Raw genomic sequence first — 19,068 nt, 5'->3', positions numbered from 1 at the left:
GAATGAATGACGTATTGTTGTGCACTACGTTTAGAGCAAGGTATGCTTTTTATCAGTGATACCCGGACCAATGCCGGAGTAGATCACATTTCTGTATTTCGAAAGTTGTATACCTTTGGTATTCCTGGTGAACGTATGATCGTCATACAGGCATCCGGAAATCTGGCAACCACACAAGCCGTGATTGGGCATATCAAAAATCAGCTCGAACTGAAGCAGGAACCCAATATCTTGAGTCTGCACACCATGTTTGATGTCGCTGAGCTGGTGGGTAGTATGCTGAAAAAAGTGATTGCCAATGTTACGAGCGATATTTCGGAACAAAGTAATTATTATTGCAATCTGCTGGTCGGGGGGCAACTTAAAGATCAGGATATGCAGCTTTATCATGTTTATCCGCAAGGGAACTTTATCTGTGCCACACGCGATACGCCGTATTTCCAGATTGGCGAAAGTAAATATGGCAAGCCAATCTTGGATCGTGCGCTGACTTATGATATGCCGCTGGATGAAGCTTTGCGCTGTTCCCTGATTTCATTTGCATCGACCCTACGTTCCAATGTATCGGTCGGCATGCCCCTCGATGTGCTGGTCTATAAAAAAGACAGTCTGATCATGCCAAGAGGCAAGCGTATTGCCGAAGATGATGAGTATTTCACGTCAATCAGCCGGCAATGGTCAGAGACCTTAAAAAAAGGACTGGCAGAACTTCCTGTTCCCTCTAATGAGTATTTCTTATAAAAACCTATCGTGGTTCAGGCTTTTCGCGTACAGTGTTAACTTCTATGCAGTCCAGCATAATAAAAATAAAGAAGTTAGCGCATGTACCAATTTTGTTACGCCAGTAAAAGTACTTCTCCCAAAACTGATTTGCTTGAAGATTTAGCGAATATTTTGAAAGAAGCCCGTGATTTTAATTACCAGCATCAAGTGACAGGTGTACTTTATTTCGCAGATGGTCATTTTTTTCAATGTCTGGAAGGTGAATGTCCCACTTTAAAAAGTCTGCTGGTAGAGCGACTGAATAAAGATCCTCGCCATCAGAATATTAAATTATTTGAGACCAAGGAAATTGAATATCCAAGTTTCCCGGACTGGTCCATGAAATATATTTCCAAACGCAGTCAGATCCAGCAATTCTGTCGGGAAATGGGATTTGATGACTTTAATCCTTTTGCCTTTCAGCAAAGCCATGTCGATGCCTTATTAATGCAATTATGCATAGAGCAGGGCGAAGAACAAAAGTCAGCCTAAAGAAAAAGCCCAACATAAGTTGGGCTTTTTTTACTATGAAGACTAGATCAGACTACTTGGCGTAATGGACGACTGCTCAGTCGGCATAATAGTTCATAACCAATCGTGCCATTGGCTGTCGCTACATCATCCACCAGACGGGTTTTACCCCAAAGTTCGACTTCTGTGCCCAATTGCACCTCTAGTCCTGTCACATCAATAGCAATCATATCCATGGCAACCCGGCCAATCACGCGAGTTTGCTGGCCATTAATAGCGACATAGTTCTGTTTCGGGAAAGCACGAGGATAACCGTCACCGTAGCCAATCGAAACAATGGCCAAAGTCATGTCTCGATCTGTGGTGAACGTCGAACCATAACCGACATGCTCACCCGCTTGAATCTCATTCAAGGCAATAATCTCGGCGGTAAAGGTCATGACCGGCTTTAAGTCCAGGTCATGTACATCACGGTCTGCAAAAGGCGTCGCGCCGTAGAGCATGATCCCGGGACGGACATAGTCAAAATGCAATTCTGGATATTTATAGATTGCAGCCGAGTTACAGCAAGAAGCTAAAATTGGCGCGCAGTCATTTTTAATTTCCAAGAATTGACGGATTTGTTCATCATTCAGTGGATGCTCAGCATCGGCATTGGCAAAATGCATGGCAAGCACGCAAGTAAAGCCTGCGGCTTTTAGCGTATAAATTACGTCTTTGATCGCTTCAATCTTAAAGCCCAGGCGGTTCATGCCGCTGTTCAGTTTGACCCAGACTTTAAGTTCTTTGGCGATATAGGCATCTTTATGTGCAATTAACCAGTCGACTTGAGCCTGTTGATGCACAATAACTTCAATATTCTGTTCGATTACGATTGGCATTTCATCTGCAGAAAAAACACCTTCGATAAGCGTAATCGGCTGTAGATAGCCTAATTCACGAATTTCCAGGGCTTCTTGCAGGCAGGCGACCCCAAAGGCATCGGTTTCGCTTAAGGCTGCTAAGCAGTCTTTAACTCCGTGTCCATAAGCATTGGCTTTTACCATGCTGACAATTTTCGCGGTTGGGGCAAGTTGTTTGACACGGTTTAAATTATATTGCAGCGCAGCGCTGTCAATATAAACTGTAGCTTGGCGCACCCTAAATTACTCCTAGAGGGACGATGGAAATGTGATGACGAGAGCTTGATTACTCTTCGTCATCATACTGAGCATAGAACTCAGGTGAGAGATTACTAAAGCGGGTATATTGACCTTCGAATGCCAGACGCACGGTACCAATCGGGCCATTACGTTGTTTACCGATAATAATTTCGGCGGTGCCAGCTTCCTTGGATTCCTTGTTATAAACCTCATCACGGTAAATAAACATGATCAAGTCGGCATCCTGCTCGATCGCACCAGATTCACGCAAGTCGGACATCACCGGGCGTTTGTTTGGACGGTTTTCCAGCGATCGGTTGAGCTGTGACAGGGCAATTACCGGACATTGCATTTCCTTCGCTAAAGCTTTTAAGCTTCGGGAGATTTCCGAGATCTCGCCGACACGGTTATCGCCCATACCGGGTACTTTCATCAGCTGCAAGTAATCGACCATGATACAGCCGAGCTTGCCGCCATGCATTTTGGCAATACGACGCGCTCGGGCGCGTAATTCTGTTGGTGGTAGCGCAGAAGAATCATCGATATATAGACTTTTCTCTTGTAAATGCACAATGGTACTGGTGACTTTTGACCATTCATCACTGTCCATTTTACCAGAACGTAAATGTCCTTGATGCACGCGACCAAATGATGAAATCAAACGCATGGCGATCGAGTCGGCTGGCATCTCCATCGAATAGACCAGAGCAGGCAGGTTATTATTGAATAAAACACTTTCGACCAGATTCATGGCAAAGGTGGTTTTACCCATGGAAGGACGCGCCGCGACAATAATTAAATCACCAGATTGCATGCCGGAAGTTTTGTTATCCAGTTCCACAAAACCAGTAGTTAAACCGGTAATGCTGCCTTCCATTTGCGACAGTTCATTTAATTTATCAAATACGTCTGCGACCACCGAGTTGATCGGCTTAGGGCCTTGCGCTTTGGCATTGTTATTATGCTGTTCAGCAATTGAGAAAATATTGGTCTCAGCCAGATCCAGAATTTCACTGACGGTACGGCCTTTGGTGTCATAGGCATTTTGTAAAATTTCAGAGCTGACTTTAATCATGCTGCGCAGGGTAGCAAACTCTTTAATTTTCCCAGCATAAGTTTCCAGGTTATAGAAACTTGAGGGTGAGTCTGCCATCAGCTGCATCAAATACTCTTCGCCACCAATTGCGTCGAGCAAGTTTTGTTTAATGAGCCAGTCATGCACCAGAACCGCATCATAAGGCGAGTTTTCTTTAGAGAGTTGCTCAATGGCACGGAAGATATATTTATGTCGGGTGGCATAAAAATCATTTTCGGTCAGTACATCACCGACCTGCTCAAAAGATTCAGCCACAGTCATAAGGGCAGCAAGTACAGCCTGTTCAATTGCTAAATTGTGAGGTGGAGTACGGAACTCCTTGAGATTGCTATTTTCAGTAACAATTTCCGGTTTAGCAGTAGCTACCTTTTTGCTGGCATTCGCCTGTGACATATAAATCCCTGATTTTAAATACAATGGTTAAATATCGTCGGAGATGAATAGCGTTTATTCACTACGAGATGAAATGATACGCGCTCTGATCAAAAATGCGAAGTGCAATTTTTTGTAAACACGAATAATAAAATGAATTTGACAGTGTTGGCTAGATTATATTTTTTAGAGATAAAAAAAGAGCATGCTTTCGCATGCTCTTTTTGAGGCGAGAAATTACTCAGCTACGATAGTAACTAGAACTTCTGCAGTAACATCATGGTGCAATTGGATTGCGATGTTAAATTCGCCAGTGTGACGAAGCGCGCCATTTGGAAGACGTACTTCAGCACGGTCTACTTCTAGACCAGCATTTGTCAACGCGTCAGCGATGTCACGAGTACCGATAGAACCGAATAGTTTACCTTCATCACCAGCTTTCGCAGTGATAACGATGTTCACTTCGTTCAATTGGTCAGCACGTGCTTGAGCAGCAGCCAAGATAGCAGCTTCTTCTTTCTCAAGTTCAGCACGACGAGCTTCAAAAGCAGCAGTGTTTGCTTCAGTTGCAGCAACAGCCTTACCTTGAGGGATAAGGAAGTTACGGCCGTAACCAGCTTTAACTGAAACTTTATCGCCTAGTTTACCTAGGTTTTTAATGCGTTGTAATAAGATAATATCCACAGCTCAACCTCACTTATGATTGTCAGTGTAAGGGATCAAAGACAAGTAGCGAGCTTGTTTGATAGCTAACGCTAATTGACGTTGGTAACGAGCTTTAGTACCTGTAATACGGCTAGGAACAATTTTGCCGTTTTCAGTGATGTACTGTTTTAAAGTGTCGATATCTTTGTAGTCGATGTACGTAACGTTCTCAGCTGTAAAGCGGCAGAACTTGCGACGACGGTAAAAACGTGCCATGTTATGTTCTCCTTAAGCTTCAGCAGAGTCTTGAGCGTGTTGTGCTTCTTCACGTTGAGCTTTACGCGCACGTTTTTCTTCAGCACTTTTCGCCAATAGTGACTCTTCAGTGATAGCGTTTTCACGACGGATGATAAGGCTACGAATGATTGCGTCGTTATAACGGAACAATTCTTCAAGCTCATCAAGAGTAGTTTGACCACACTCAACATTCATAAGAATGTAGTGAGCTTTGTGGATCTTGTTGATTGGGTAAGCCAATTGACGACGGCCCCAGTCTTCAAGACGGTGGATTTGACCTTCAGCTTCTTTGATGTGAGTTAGGTAGCGTTCTACCATACCAACTACTTGATCGCTTTGATCAGGGTGTACTAAAAGTACGATTTCGTAATGACGCATTGTCAGCTCCTTACGGTTTGGACAGCCCCAATTTAAGTAAATTGAAGCAAGGAGTCACAACCAAAGTTGTGTCGCAGTGTTTGCGAAGGGGGAATTGTAGTGATCTTTAGGGATAATTTCAACCAAATAAGACATTTTTGCGAAATTATCTCTATAACCAGATCGATCATCAGAACCTGACTTTGGCTTTAAGCAAATTTGGACTGGTTAAATTTAGCACATGTATTGTTGCGAAGATCAAGCTTTACTTATCAGGCCAGAAAATCTAGAAAACTGAAGGATCGGAGTCTGGAACCAGAAAGATTGAATTTTCTAAGCGATCAGGAAGATCGAGGTTTAGCTTTATAAAGCCGAATTTTTGATTCTGCTCTACAACTATTGGAAGTAGGGGATTAAGAGAAATCAAAATAAAAAAAGATAGAGACTAACTCTATCTTTTTAAAAAAATACAATCTGTGTAGATGGCGCAGTTGAGGTAAAGCTAAAGATAATACTAATGACAGTAATCAGGATCACCGAGAACAAGAAATATTTCTTTGCCCAAAGTTGATCATTTTCAGCTTTAAATCCAATGACACCGATATACAACCAGTAAATGCACAGTAAGTTTAAAATCACTGCATAGAACCAGTTGGCATAACCAAAGACAAATAACGCATTCATGGTCAGCATGAATAACACCACATAAACCAGTGATTCAATCTTGGTACGATGAATCGAACGTGCCACAGGCAAGATCGGAATGCCTGCATTTTTGTAATCATCAAAGCGGTAAATCGCAATCGCCCATGAGTGAGGCATTTGCCATAGCGCATAACCTAAAAAGATCAGTAACGCACCGAGGTCAAATTGATTGGCCACTGCGGTATAACCAATGACAGGCGGAGCTGCACCAGAAATACTGCCTACAACAGTTTGATGAATTGTGGTTCGTTTTGTCCATAGGCTGTAGAAACCAACATATACGACAAAACCAATCACCGCGAATAAGAAAGCGTACGCATTTACCCAGAACCATAAAAGACTAAAACCAGCGATGCCTAATACCAGGGCAAAGGCCAGGGCAACAGGTTCGGAAATGGTTTTGGTGACCAGAGCACGGTTTTGGGTGCGCTGCATTTTTTGGTCGATGTCCTGGTCAATCACGTTATTGGCCACACATCCTGATGCTACGACAAGCGTAGTACCGAGAAGGGTAATAAGCAGGAGAAGGAAATCTACAGAACCTTGAGTGGCTACGAAGTAGCCACCCAAAGTGGTAACAAAGTTACCGAAGAGAATTCCTGGCTTAGTCAGGAATAAATACTTTTTCAGCATGACGACCAGTTTAGATCATCATGTTGTAGTGTAGGTAATTCATGATCCATACAGAACCCACTAAAAGAATAGCAATGGTTAAGATGGTATACACAAATGCAATCACGTTCCAGCGTTGCTCTGAAGAAGAGTTCATATGCAGGAAGTAAATTAACTGCACAAGAATCTGAGCAACCGCAGTAATCGCGATGACAGTAATCAAAATACCACGGCCAAAACCGCCTGCCATCACCATACCGAATGGAATTACGGTAAGGATGACAGAAAGGATGAAGCCGACGGTATATTGCTTAACGTTACCGTGTGATTCGCCAGCAGCGTTATGATCGTGACTCATTACAGAACTCCCATCAAGTAAACTACGCTGAATACACAGATCCAAACGATGTCAAGGAAGTGCCAGAACAAGCTTAGGCAAGCTAGACGACGCGTGTTTGCAAGAGTCAAACCATATTTCTTGATTTGAACCATAAGCACGATCATCCAGACCAGACCAGAAGTTACGTGAATACCGTGCGTACCTACCAAAGTAAAGAACGCAGATAAGAACGCACTTGTGCTTGGACCGTGACCCGCATGAACTAGATGATTGAATTCATATAGTTCCATGCCGATGAAGATAGCACCGAATACCCAAGTAATCGCTAACCAAGTCAGTACTTTTGCAACGTCTTTTTTGTATGCAGCAAGAACTGCAAAACCAAAGGTTACAGAAGAGATCAAGAGGGCGAAGGTTTCAGTAAGAACGAAACCTAGAGAGTCGCCAAACAGGTCTCTCGCACTTGGAGTACCCACAGGAATGTGGCTACTCAAAACAGCGAACGCAATGAAGAGTGTACCGAACAGGACAAGGTCACTCATCAAGTAAGTCCAGAAACCAAAGACGGTGATGTCAGTATCATCGTGATGATGATGCTCATCGTGTCCGTGGTTATCGTGATGAAGTACTTCAGCCATTGTCTTAGTCCTTCTTCAAGTGTTTTTCAAGAATCGCATAGCGTTCGTTTTCAATACGCTCAACTTCAGCAGCTGGAACATAGTAATCCACTTTCTTGGTGAAAGAAGACACGATGAAGCTAATGATAGAAGCAATGAACGTAACAACTACTAACCACCAGATGTGCCAGATTAAACCGAAGCCCATAACAGTGATGAACATCGCGATAACGAAACCGGCAGCACGGTTAGTTGGCATATGAACATCTTCGTACTTCGTTGGTTTTGCATACGCAACACCATTTTCTTTCTCGATCCAGAAAGTATCAATACCATTGATCTTTGGAAGATGAGCAAAGTTATAGAACGGAGCAGGAGAAGATGTCGCCCATTCAAGGGTACGACCATCCCATGGATCGCCAGTCAAATCCAGACGTTGGTCACGTTGTAAGAAACCAACCACGATTTGCAGAATGAAACATACGATACCAAGCGCAATCAGAACTGCACCGAACATCGCGATATTTACATACGGGTCCCATTCTGGGTTGTCAAATGTATTCAAACGACGTGTCATACCCATGAAACCAAGGATATAAAGTGGCATGAACGCAAAGTAGAAACCGAAGAACCAGAACCAGAACGCTGCTTTACCCCAAGTCTCATTCAGTCTCCAACCGAACATTTTCGGCCAGTAGAAGATGATACCTGCGAACATCGCAAATACTACACCACCAATAATTACGTTATGGAAGTGAGCAATCAGGAATAAAGAGTTATGTACCAGGAAGTCCGCTGGTGGAACCGCCATCAATACACCTGTTAAACCACCGATACCGAAAGTTACCAGGAAGCCTAGTGTCCATAGCATTGGAGTAGTGTAAACAATACGACCCTTGTACATGGTGAATAACCAAGAGAAGATTTTTACACCAGTCGGAATCGCAATAATCATGGTCATGATACCGAAGAACGCGTTAACGTTGGCACCTGCACCCATGGTAAAGAAGTGGTGAACCCATACAACGAATGACAATACTGTGATTGCTACTGTTGCATACACCATTGATTTGTAACCGAACAATGCTTTGCGCGAGAAAGTCGCAACAACTTCTGAGTAAATACCAAATGCTGGTAATACCAAGATATATACTTCCGGGTGACCCCAAGTCCAAATCAAGTTCACGTACAACATCGGGCTACCACCCAAGTCGTTAGTAAAGAAGTGGAAACCGAAGTAACGGTCAAGCGTTAACATTGCAATTGTTGCAGTCAACACTGGGAAAGCCGCAATAATCAATACTGCTGTACATAAAGATGTCCAGGTAAAGATTGGCATTTCCATAAGTTTCATGCCAGGCGCACGCATTTTGATGATGGTAACGAAGAAGTTAACACCCGTTAATAGCGTACCTAGACCTGAAATTTGCAGTGCCCAGATGTAGTAGTCCATACCTACGCCTGGAGAATATTCGATACCAGACAGTGGAGGGTATGCCATCCAACCTGTTGCAGCGAATTCACCTAACGCAAGTGAAACCATCATCAGACCCGCAGCGCCGGCGAATAACCAGAAGCTTAAAGAGTTCAACAATGGGAATGCAACGTCACGTGCACCGATTTGAAGCGGTACAGAGATGTTCATTAAACCAACTACAAGACCCATTGCCACGAAGAAGATCATGATCACGCCATGCGCGGTAAAGATCTGGTCGTAATGCTCAGGGTGTAAATAACCTTCGCCGCCACCTTTTGCGAGGAACTGCTGAAGACGCATCATGATCGCATCGGCGAAACCACGCAAAAGCATGATCACAGATACGAAGATATACATGATACCAATTTTTTTATGGTCTACAGATGTGAACCATTCGTTCCACAGGTAGCCCCATTTTTTGAAGTAGGTAATACCAGCAAAAACTGCGATACCACCCAGGATCATCATTGCAACAGTTGCCAATACGATTGGATCGTAAGGAATTGCATCTGGACCTAACTTACCTAAGAGGCTCATGTCTTATTCTCCTTGAGAAGCAGTCGCATGTTCACCAGCTACATGAGCTTCAGAAGCAGCCGCTTCGTGAGCAACAGCATCAGTCGCTGCAGCTTCTACAGGAGCTGAATGATCAGCACCGTGATAGTTACTCATATACTTGTGAATCACAGATTCAAACAAACCTTGCTCTACAGAAGAGTAGTAAGTCACAGGATGTGGCTTAGTAGGGTAAGGCTTCATTGCTTCAGCAGCAGCCTTCTCTTCAGGAGTTTCAGCTTTTGCAATAATCGCTTCGATCTGGTGTTTACCACGGTTGCCGTCACGTAAAGTTGCAAATTCAGCTTGGTCTAGAACAGTTTTTTGTACTGCATTAGGGTTAACTGAAGTACCGTTTCCTGCCTGAACAGCAGAAATCCATTCAGCAAATTGAGCATCAGTCACAGAATGTGCACGGAAGCGCATTTGTGAGAAGCCATAGCCTGAATAGTTTGAAGAGAAACCACGATAACCTTCAGCTGGACTAGTTTCATCAGCTAAGAAGTTAAGGTGAGTTTGCATACCTGCCATTGCATAAATCTGACCACTTAACGCCGGGATGAAGAACGAGTTCATCGTGAAGTTAGAGGTTAAACGAAGGCTTACCGGAGTTTGCTCTGGGAAACGCAATTCGTTAACAGTTGCAATGCCTTGCTCAGGATAGATGAAGATCCATTTAAATTGCTCAGCAATAACCTGAACAGTTAATGGCGCTTTATCTGCTTCAATTGGACGGTATGGGTCATACTTGTGGGAACCCCACCAAGTTAACCAAGCTAAAATACCAATAATAATGACAGGGATACCCCATACTACAATTTCAATCGCAGTAGAGTGTACCCATGTAGGTTTATAGTCTGCGTCTTTATTCGATGCACGATATTTCCAACCGAACCATAATGCCATGATGATTGATGGAATAACCACCAAAAGCATTAAGTAAATCGCAGTCATCATCAGGTTACTTTGACCTGCTGCAACTGGACCTTTAGAGTTCAGAAGTACCATATCACCACCACACCCGGTCAAGAGTGCAGTCATCGCAGATAAAGACAATACAGCTAAAATCGTTTGTCTCATTTTACAACCTCGGTGAAGAGTCCCATTCCCTAATTTAATATGGGATAGCGATTAAAGTGCACATGACAAAAAAGGCTGAATTTTACAAAACATCCTATTAATCACAATACACCGCTACGTTGTAGGGCATTATGCCTGAGATTCACGAACTAAGCTATATCTAGGGCGCTTTAAATGCCTGTAATAAAAACCGATTTTGCTGGTCTGGATTGGGGAGGATTTATGGGAATTTTATTTCAATTTCAAAGTACTGTAATCAAAATGGGATGATATTCATCCCATTTTGTGTATTCCTGCGCTATTGTTTCACAACTTGCGTTTTTGCGAGTTTATCGTGCAAGGTTTGACGTTTTTTGCCCAATCCGAAGGCCCAGTCAATAATTAAACTCAGTGGCATAAATACAATATTTAAAAATATGAAAAATACGCTACGAATGGTAAAGGCACGCAACAGGCTGGTCTTTTCACCTGATTCTGCATCTACAATTTTGATTTTTGTGAGCTTTTTACCAATACTTTGGCCTGATTTTGCAATCAGAAAGGCTTGAATGGCTAGCATGATAATCAAATAGACCGCTGTGGCAAGCCACGCCTGCTGAGAAAACATCTCAAACATTTGAGTCTGTAATTGCTGAGCCAGTGCAGGATCTGCATCGCTACTCAGCACGACATTCATGAACTCTTCATTCAGTTGTGCAAACCGCGTTTCCTGTTCAGGGGTAAAAAATGCAGTCAAAATGAAGGTTGCTGGTAACCACAGTAACACATCTACAATTTTGGCCAGGATACGGCTTGGAATACTGGCGAGTTCATTTTTTTGAGTCGCTGTTTGAGTATGAGGCTGTGAGTAGGCCGAAGTCGTTGGCTGGCTGTTCTGGAATATCGGTGTTTCAGGTGTGACTGCCGGAGCGACATAACCTTCAGGTTGATATACCGATTTTCCTTGGGTAAGTTCACCTAAGGCTTTCCATTCTGTCATGCCTTGATGCCATGCCAGGTCAGTCAGCATGACTTGTTGATTCGCCAGCATCTGATTCAATTGCTCGAGCGTATATGGACCAGCTTGTTGATTGTTTCGTGCCAAGTAAATCTGCATATAGACTGAATCTCAATATATAAATGTGAACTGATAATAGCTTTGAACAAGATTGTATTGAATTCTGTTTTGAAAACAAACATCCTCTCATCGTAAGATATAAATTAATTAAGGATTTTCAATCATATTTCTTACTAAAAATGCGCCCATACAAAATCGCAAGGATCACCATTCTTAAAAATATCTTCCCGAACATCCAATGCTTATTCATTATTATTGCCATTTTGATATGACTTTACTGTTGGTATTTGTTTGTCATTACAGTTTTCATGTATTGATAAGCTTTGATTTTATTATATTTATAAATTCAATTGTTTAGCTTTCGATTGGATCTTTAGTTATCAATTTTAATACAATAAATCATAATATCTATCTCATAAAAAAGACCCTATCAAAGGGTCTTTTCTATTCACAATTGTTTATGCTTTTTGCACTTTTTCTTCAGCCAGGAAGAACCAAGTTTCAAGTACCGAGTCTGGGTTTAAAGACACAGAGTCGATACCTTGTTCCATTAACCATTGTGCAAGATCTGGGTGATCAGAAGGACCTTGACCACAAATACCGACATATTTGCCAGCTTTACGGCATGCTTGAATTGCAAGAGAAAGTAACGCTTTAACCGCAGGGTCGCGCTCATCAAATAGGTGAGAGACAATACCAGAGTCACGGTCAAGACCAAGTGTTAATTGTGTCAAGTCGTTTGAACCAATAGAGAAACCATCGAAATGTTCAAGGAACTGATCTGCCAATAAAGCATTGGTTGGAAGTTCACACATCATGATCACTTTAAGGCCATTTTCACCGCGCTTAAGACCGTTTAATGCAAGAAGTTCAATGACACGTTTCGCTTCAGCAACAGTACGAACAAATGGAATCATGATCTGAATATTGGTTAAACCCATTTCATCACGTGCTTTTTTCAATGCACGACATTCAAGTTCGAAGCAATCACGGAAGTTATCAGAAACGTAGCGACTTGCACCACGGAAACCTAGCATCGGGTTTTCTTCTTCTGGCTCGTATAACTTACCACCGATCAAGTTTGCATATTCGTTAGACTTAAAGTCTGACATACGAACAATGACTGGCTTGTCTGCAAATGCAGCAGCAAGTGTCGAGATACCTTCGACCAGTTTCTCTACATAGAATTCGATTGGAGATGCATAACCTGCAGTACGCGCCATGACTGCTGCACGTGTTTCACGTGGAAGGCTGTCAATATTGATCAATGCTTTCGGGTGAACACCAATCATACGGTTAATAATGAATTCAAGACGCGCCAGACCAATACCTGCGTTTGGAATTTGAGCAAAGTCAAATGCACGGTCCGGGTTACCCACGTTCATCATGACTTTAAATGGAAGAGCAGGCATAGACTCAATTGAATTCTTTTGAATTTCAAAATCTAGTGCGCCTTCATAGATAAAGCCAGTATCACCTTCAGCACAAGATACAGTCACTTCCTGACCGTCTACAAGAACTTCAGTTGCATTACCACAACCCACGATTGCAGGAACACCAAGCTCACGTGCAATAATTGCTGCGTGACAAGTGCGACCACCACGGTTTGTTACAATCGCAGCTGCACGTTTCATGACTGGTTCCCAATCCGGGTCAGTCATATCAGATACAAGAACATCACCGTCTTGTACTTTGTCCATTTCTTTAATAGACGTCACAATGCGGACTTTACCAGAACCAATGCGTTGACCGATTGAACGGCCTTCACAGATCACAGTACCGCGTTGTTTCAACAGGTAGCGTTCCATGGTGCCGACATTTTCACGGCTTTTTACAGTTTCAGGACGCGCCTGAACGATGTAAATCTTGCTATCATCGCCATCTTTTGCCCACTCGATGTCCATTGGTGCACCGTAGTGGTTTTCAATGATCAGCGCTTGTTTAGCAAGTTCTTGTAATTCCTGGTCGTTTAAAGCGAACTGTTGGCGTTCAGCTTTTTCAACATCCACGACAACGACAGATTTACCTGCAGATGCTTCTTCACCATAAATCATTTTCTGGTGCTTAGAACCCAGGTTGCGACGAAGGATCGCGTGTCGGCCTGCATTTAAAAGCGGTTTAGAAATATAGAATTCATCAGGGTTGACGGCACCTTGAACAACCATTTCACCCAAACCATAAGATGCGGTAATGAATACTGCATCACGGAAGCCTGATTCAGTATCTAGCGTAAACATTACACCGGCAGCACCAGTTTCTGAACGAACCATGCGTTGTACACCAGCGGACAGGGCAACTACATCATGGGCAAAGTTTTGGTGTACACGGTAAGAGATTGCGCGGTCGTTGTACAAAGATGCAAATACTTCTTTGATCGCGATCAGAACGTTATCGATACCACGAATGTTCAGGAAAGTTTCTTGCTGGCCGGCAAAAGAAGCATCCGGCAAATCTTCTGCAGTTGCAGAAGAACGAACGGCAACCGCGATGTCAGGGTTGCCGTTAGAAAGTTCTGCAAATGCTGTACGAACTTCTTGTTCTAATGCAGGCGTAAGTGGAGTATCCACAATCCATTGACGAATTTTTGCGCCAGTTTCAGCGAGTGCATTTACATCATCAACATTGAGTGCAGCAAGCTCTGCATTGATTTTAGCGTTTAGGCCACTTTGCTCGAGAAATTCACGGTAGGCATCGGCAGTCGTTGCGAAACCACCTGGCACAGATACACCAGCATTTGATAAGTGGCTGATCATTTCGCCTAGTGATGAGTTTTTCCCACCGACCAGCTCAACGTCGTGCTTCCCTAATTTTTCCAGACCAATTACGCGCGCTTCCAAAGTTGTTACTCCACTTTTGCAGTATTAATCACTATCTCGGCATGAGAGTATAGCAAATCATCTAGGTTTTTGATTTTACTAAGCGACAGTCATGTAAGATCGGTTTACTATAAAGATTATATAGCACTAAGACAAATGTTGGAGGAGAATTTTAATGTCGGAAGGTAAACAAATTCAGCGTAGTGTTTTCTTTATTTCAGATGGTACCGCCATCACCGCTGAAACCCTTGGACACTCGCTGTTAGCGCAGTTTCCGCATGTGAAATTTGACATTCATATTATTCCTTACATTAGTTCCGAAGAGGCGGCCACAAACGTGGTGGCAGAGATCAATGCAAGAGCTCAAATCGACGGTGAAAAACCGCTGGTATTTGACACCCTGGTTGATCCCTATGTGCGCGACATTATTAACACCGCAAATGCAGTAAATCTTGATGTATTTGAAGGGCTTATTAGTAAGTTGGCTGATGAATTAGGCACGATTCCTACAACTTTAGTCGGGCAGACCCATGCGGTGACCGACTCTGAGTCTTATAAGGCCCGTATTGATGCTGTTCATTTTGCTTTAGATAACGACGACGGCGCACGTACCCGTCATTATGATAAAGCTGACCTGATCCTGATTGGTGTATCGCGTTCAGGTAAAACCCCGACCTCTATTTATCTGTCTTTGCAGTTCGGTATTCGCGTAGCAAACTATCCACTGACTGAAGAAGATTTGGACGATAACCGCCTGCCAGCCGTGCTGCGACCGCATAAAAACAAGCTGTTTGGCCTGATGATTGATGCGGAACGCCTTGTGGCCATTCGTTCTGAGCGTAAGGCCAATAGCCGTTATGCCAGCTTTAGTCAGTGTCAGATGGAGTTGCGTGCGATTGAAGGCATTTATATTTCGGAAGGCATCAAGTACCTGAATGTGTCTGAAATGTCGATTGAAGAAATCTCAACACGTGTGTTGCAAATGACCGGTTTAAAACGTCGAATCGGTTAAGAAATCAGCCAGAGCCAAACTGCGGTTTGGCTTTGATTTATAGCTAAAAATTACAAGTAAGCATTGATTAATCGAAATAATTTATGAATTTTATAATTCTAAGAAAATACCAACTATCATATTCTGAAATATAAAAGAGTCTTCTTTGCTCATTTTGTTGAATAAATCATCATGTCGGTTCTTGATACGTAAATAAAAATCTCATTATCAGCTTACCAATTTTTCATTTTTACTCGCCAGCGTGAGTTATTTTTCTGCTAAATAAGTATGAATAATGATATCGACCGGATGCTGTTCACCATTAATACAATGAATTGTATTTTCCGAAATTTTCAGAATCGGCCAGGTAATCAGGTGGCAATTTTCACGCTGTAGGGCAGCATAATAATGATCTGATTTCAGATAAATTTTACGGGAAGATGCAAGATTTGGCATTAACTGGCGTCTTAGCCACAAATTCTGCACCTGATTTTCTAAAAACCGCAGAGAAAGCAGGCTTTTAATGCGGTTGTTAAATAAGCGGCGATTTTTACCAATCAGCGGATGATTAATAATTCGTTGCAGAATTCGGTCGGAACCGGGCAGTACAAAAGCAGGATTAATCTGGAAAACTTTTACCGAACGGGCATGTTGACTGATTTTATCCAGCTGGCTCACGGTAAACTGATCCGTGCCAATAATCGCAATATCTTTATCTGCATAACCCAATTTTAACAGTTCGGAAGAGGGCACTTTAATTCCATTAAACTGCTGAAAATGTTCGGGGCGATTTTCAAAAATACCAGCGTGTGGATCATGCTTGGTAGACATTAGAATTCCTTGAATTTATTTAATAATTAATTTTCTTTGTATGAGATATAAACAAAAACTCAAGCCAGGGTAAAGTGAAAAATTTAACTTAGACAGTCATCTATTTGACCAAAATATAAAATCTGATTTTATTGAAGACTGAATGGATTTACAGGCGATCCAAAAGGAATGACTTTTAACTTGCTGAGATGGATGAAGGAAAAGAAGTGAAGTATTCGTTCAAGAAAGAAGCTTTTTAATAGAAAAGGTCAATAAAAATGATTTTACTGGGATGTTTCTTTTAGTCATTTATCTTTAAAGATGAAAAACATCTACCCATTGCTGAGAATAGGTAGATGCAACTCTCATTTACTGACCATTTTTAATTTGCATTAATAGCTCAAAGTTGTGCAGGCGCTTGTCAGTGTCATAGATGTCACAAGTAAAGATAAACTCATCCACATCATATTTAGCCAAAAGCGATTCTAGCCCAGCTTTAACGGTTTCTTTGGAACCGACCTGAGCCATGGCAAAGAAATTATCAACTGACATTTTTTCTGGAGGCGACCACAGGCCTTCCATCAAATCAATTGGGGCTTTAAGTTTCAGGCTTTGCCCACGAATCAGTGATAAAACCCGCTGATAGGCACTAGTCGCTAGATATTGTGCTTCTTCATCGGTATCTGCGACACAGGTCGGTACGCCCATGGAAACATAGGGACGATCGAGATATTCAGACGGTTCAAAGTTTTCACGATATAACTGAATAGCCTGACCCAGCATACGCGGAGCAAAATGCGAAGCGAAGGAATAAGGCAGACCAAGTTTCGCAGCTAGCTGTGCACTAAACAGGCTGGAACCTAAAAGCCATACGGGTACATGCGTGCTTTGACCCGGCGTTGCCACAATACGCTGATGCGGTTCTGGATCTTTAAAATATTGCAGAATTTCCAGAACATCTTGTGGAAACTGATCTTCGGTTTCCTGACGGCCACGACGCAGGGCACGCATAGTCATCTGATCGGTACCTGGAGCACGGCCCAGACCCAGTTCAATCCGGTCCGGATAGAGCGTCGCCAATGTGCCGAACTGTTCAGCCACGACCAGCGGTGCATGGTTGGGCAACATAATTCCGCCAGAGCCTAAAGTTAAGGTTTTTGTATTCGCCAGTAAATAGCCTAAGAGAACTGCAGTTGCTGAACTGGCAATACCATCCATATTATGATGTTCTGCCAGCCACATCCGGCGATAACCCAATTTTTCTGCTGTTTGGGCAAGTTCCAGCGCATGATTCAGCGCGAATTGAATGCTCTTGTCGTCACGAACAGGAACCAGTTCGAGTATAGAGAACTGGGTATCGTTAAGCGTACGCATAGTATTACTCTTAAATAAACATCTCTAAAAGCATACGACTTTAGAGTGTATTTGTATATCGAAAAAAATCGATATAAGTGTAAACCAAAAGATAAAGATAAAAAATAAAGGCAAAAAAATAAGCATCCGAAGATGCTTATAAAGGAGGAAAGAATAAGGGGAGAGAATCTTAACGACGACGGTTGTTATAGCGATAATCGTTATAACGGTAGTTACGAGAAGAGTTATAGCGACGTTCGCTGCGGTCATCATAACGACGGTCTTCGCTAACTTTTTTACCTAAAGCCGAACCACCTGCTGAACCCAGTGCCGCACCAATATAACCACCGTTGGTGCCTGCCATGTTTCGGCCAACTGCATAACCTGCACCGCCACCTAGGGCACCACCGATAATCGCACCATTACGGTCACGTTTATTTGCTGCTACTGCGGCGCCCGCACCACCGCCAATCGCTGAACCGATTGTTGCGCCAGTGGTACCGCCCATTTTATTACCTACTGCGGCACCAACGACACCACCCAAAGCAGAAGCTAAAGCTGTATTGGTTGTATTGCCTGCATTGGCAGCTGTCATACCCATGGCTGAGGTTGCTACGACAGCGATCATTAGAGATTTATAGTTCATGAGGACACCTTTTATATATCTAGCTATATTCTGTTGATGAGATAAATTTAATCTAGCAAGCGCCAAACAGCATGGAGGCAATGTTGGCGAATTGTGATTTTTATCTCCTTAATTTATTCATGATGTAGACAGGATAATTCCATGTATTACTTGAAAATTCACGTAGTAAAGCCACAATAAAAAAAGCACCAAAAGGTGCTTTTCATGTTAAATGTAGCGTCTGGTCTAAATTGCCTGAGCGCAAATTAACGGTAACGTTTTTTCCAGTGTTTAGAGCGTTTTTCAGCTGCTTTATCTTTGGCAATCTTGTTACCCAATGCAGCAGCACCGGCAGCACCCAAAGCTGAACCGATATAACCGCCATTAGTACCGCCCATATTTTTACCTACGGTATAACCTGCACCGCCGCCTAGAGCACCACCAATGGCAGATTCAGTACGGTTTTTCTTGCTGCTTGCAACTGCTGCACCGCCAGCACCACCTAAAGCAGCACCAATGGTTGCGCCGGTATTACCGCCCATGTTTTTACCTAATGCTGTACCTGCAACACTACCTAAAGCACTTGCTGCTGCAACACGCGCTGTACTGTCGGCATGTGCGTTTACGGTCATCATTGAACCAGCAGCTAAAACTGTACTCATTAAAAGTGCGTTGAGTTTCATGTCATCACTCCGTGTCCATCTACAGGACTGTAGTTATTTCGATGCGGAAAATGTAACAAATCATGCCCAAAACAATATGAAGATGTTTCTTCATAATTCCCTGCTTTATTTGGCGAATTGTAAAAGCGGCAAGAAATAAGAATAAGATCGACTATAAAAAAAGCAATTCCACTGTTTTTAATCATATTTGTTAACAAATGCTGTA

19 protein-coding genes are annotated in these 19,068 nt (G+C 42.8%); 3 read left to right on the top strand and 16 right to left on the bottom strand.

The window, feature by feature from the left end; genetic code table 11:
* Positions 1-6: 6 nt before the first annotated feature.
* A complete protein-coding gene (locus FTV42_RS03220) occupies positions 7-741 on the top strand; it encodes a proteasome-type protease (RefSeq protein WP_004278798.1) in 735 nt (244 codons plus the stop codon).
* 81 nt (positions 742-822) lie between these two features.
* Positions 823-1,254: a BLUF domain-containing protein gene (locus FTV42_RS03215; RefSeq protein WP_180037373.1), complete on the top strand. Its 432-nt coding sequence runs from the start codon at positions 823-825 to the stop codon at positions 1,252-1,254.
* Positions 1,255-1,301: 47 nt separating this feature from the next.
* On the opposite strand, the gene alr is transcribed toward FTV42_RS03215, so the two are convergent.
* The 12 genes from alr to ppsA all read right to left on the bottom strand — a co-directional run bounded on the left by alr (position 1,302) and on the right by ppsA (position 14,422).
* Positions 1,302-2,372, bottom strand: a complete 1,071-nt coding sequence (gene alr / locus FTV42_RS03210; protein ID WP_180037372.1) for an alanine racemase — start codon at positions 2,370-2,372, stop codon at positions 1,302-1,304.
* A gap of 49 nt (positions 2,373-2,421) precedes the next feature.
* On the bottom strand, positions 2,422-3,864 hold the full coding sequence (dnaB, locus tag FTV42_RS03205) for a replicative DNA helicase (protein WP_180037371.1): 1,443 nt from the start codon (positions 3,862-3,864) through the stop codon (positions 2,422-2,424).
* A 216-nt stretch (positions 3,865-4,080) separates the two neighbouring features.
* The gene (gene rplI, locus FTV42_RS03200; protein WP_004278793.1) at positions 4,081-4,527 is read right to left on the bottom strand and encodes a 50S ribosomal protein L9; all 447 of its coding nucleotides are present in this window, start codon (positions 4,525-4,527) and stop codon (positions 4,081-4,083) included.
* Positions 4,528-4,536: 9 nt separating this feature from the next.
* On the bottom strand, positions 4,537-4,764 hold the full coding sequence (rpsR, locus tag FTV42_RS03195; RefSeq protein ID WP_004278792.1) for a 30S ribosomal protein S18: 228 nt from the start codon (positions 4,762-4,764) through the stop codon (positions 4,537-4,539).
* A gap of 12 nt (positions 4,765-4,776) precedes the next feature.
* Positions 4,777-5,163 carry a 30S ribosomal protein S6 gene (gene rpsF, locus FTV42_RS03190; protein WP_004278789.1) on the bottom strand — a complete coding sequence of 129 codons (387 nt, stop codon included), beginning with the start codon at positions 5,161-5,163 and terminating at the stop codon, positions 4,777-4,779.
* Between the two features lie 438 nt (positions 5,164-5,601).
* Positions 5,602-6,480, bottom strand: a complete 879-nt coding sequence (gene cyoE / locus FTV42_RS03185; protein WP_180037370.1) for a heme o synthase — start codon at positions 6,478-6,480, stop codon at positions 5,602-5,604.
* A 10-nt stretch (positions 6,481-6,490) separates the two neighbouring features.
* Complete coding sequence (locus FTV42_RS03180; protein ID WP_004645410.1) at positions 6,491-6,817, bottom strand: cytochrome o ubiquinol oxidase subunit IV; 327 nt, start codon at positions 6,815-6,817, stop codon at positions 6,491-6,493.
* A complete protein-coding gene (gene cyoC / locus FTV42_RS03175; protein WP_004278786.1) occupies positions 6,817-7,437 on the bottom strand; it encodes a cytochrome o ubiquinol oxidase subunit III in 621 nt (206 codons plus the stop codon). Before cyoC ends, FTV42_RS03180 begins: the two co-directional genes overlap by 1 nt.
* A gap of 4 nt (positions 7,438-7,441) precedes the next feature.
* Positions 7,442-9,430, bottom strand: coding sequence for a cytochrome o ubiquinol oxidase subunit I (cyoB, locus tag FTV42_RS03170; protein WP_180037369.1), 1,989 nt, complete (start codon positions 9,428-9,430; stop codon positions 7,442-7,444).
* A 3-nt stretch (positions 9,431-9,433) separates the two neighbouring features.
* A complete protein-coding gene (gene cyoA, locus FTV42_RS03165) occupies positions 9,434-10,528 on the bottom strand; it encodes a ubiquinol oxidase subunit II (protein ID WP_148334482.1) in 1,095 nt (364 codons plus the stop codon).
* Between the two features lie 298 nt (positions 10,529-10,826).
* Positions 10,827-11,624 carry an RDD family protein gene (locus FTV42_RS03160; RefSeq protein ID WP_085064867.1) on the bottom strand — a complete coding sequence of 266 codons (798 nt, stop codon included), beginning with the start codon at positions 11,622-11,624 and terminating at the stop codon, positions 10,827-10,829.
* Between the two features lie 419 nt (positions 11,625-12,043).
* A complete protein-coding gene (gene ppsA, locus FTV42_RS03155) occupies positions 12,044-14,422 on the bottom strand; it encodes a phosphoenolpyruvate synthase (protein WP_180037368.1) in 2,379 nt (792 codons plus the stop codon).
* Positions 14,423-14,576: 154 nt separating this feature from the next.
* Between ppsA and FTV42_RS03150 the strand changes: the two genes are divergently transcribed.
* Complete coding sequence (locus tag FTV42_RS03150; RefSeq protein WP_004278781.1) at positions 14,577-15,413, top strand: pyruvate, water dikinase regulatory protein; 837 nt, start codon at positions 14,577-14,579, stop codon at positions 15,411-15,413.
* A gap of 246 nt (positions 15,414-15,659) precedes the next feature.
* On the opposite strand, the gene FTV42_RS03145 is transcribed toward FTV42_RS03150, so the two are convergent.
* The 4 genes from FTV42_RS03145 to FTV42_RS03130 form a co-directional block, all read right to left on the bottom strand.
* Positions 15,660-16,223 carry a flavoprotein gene (locus tag FTV42_RS03145; RefSeq protein WP_180037367.1) on the bottom strand — a complete coding sequence of 188 codons (564 nt, stop codon included), beginning with the start codon at positions 16,221-16,223 and terminating at the stop codon, positions 15,660-15,662.
* A 348-nt stretch (positions 16,224-16,571) separates the two neighbouring features.
* On the bottom strand, positions 16,572-17,576 hold the full coding sequence (locus tag FTV42_RS03140) for an LLM class flavin-dependent oxidoreductase (protein ID WP_180037366.1): 1,005 nt from the start codon (positions 17,574-17,576) through the stop codon (positions 16,572-16,574).
* Positions 17,577-17,745: 169 nt separating this feature from the next.
* On the bottom strand, positions 17,746-18,201 hold the full coding sequence (locus tag FTV42_RS03135; protein WP_004278778.1) for a hypothetical protein: 456 nt from the start codon (positions 18,199-18,201) through the stop codon (positions 17,746-17,748).
* A gap of 245 nt (positions 18,202-18,446) precedes the next feature.
* Positions 18,447-18,863, bottom strand: coding sequence for a glycine zipper domain-containing protein (locus FTV42_RS03130; protein WP_180037365.1), 417 nt, complete (start codon positions 18,861-18,863; stop codon positions 18,447-18,449).
* Positions 18,864-19,068: the final 205 nt, after the last annotated feature.

The sequence above is a fragment of the Acinetobacter sp. YH16052 genome (assembly GCF_013417155.1).
GTDB lineage: Bacteria > Pseudomonadota > Gammaproteobacteria > Pseudomonadales > Moraxellaceae > Acinetobacter.
This window is presented reverse-complemented; position numbering and strand designations above follow the sequence as displayed.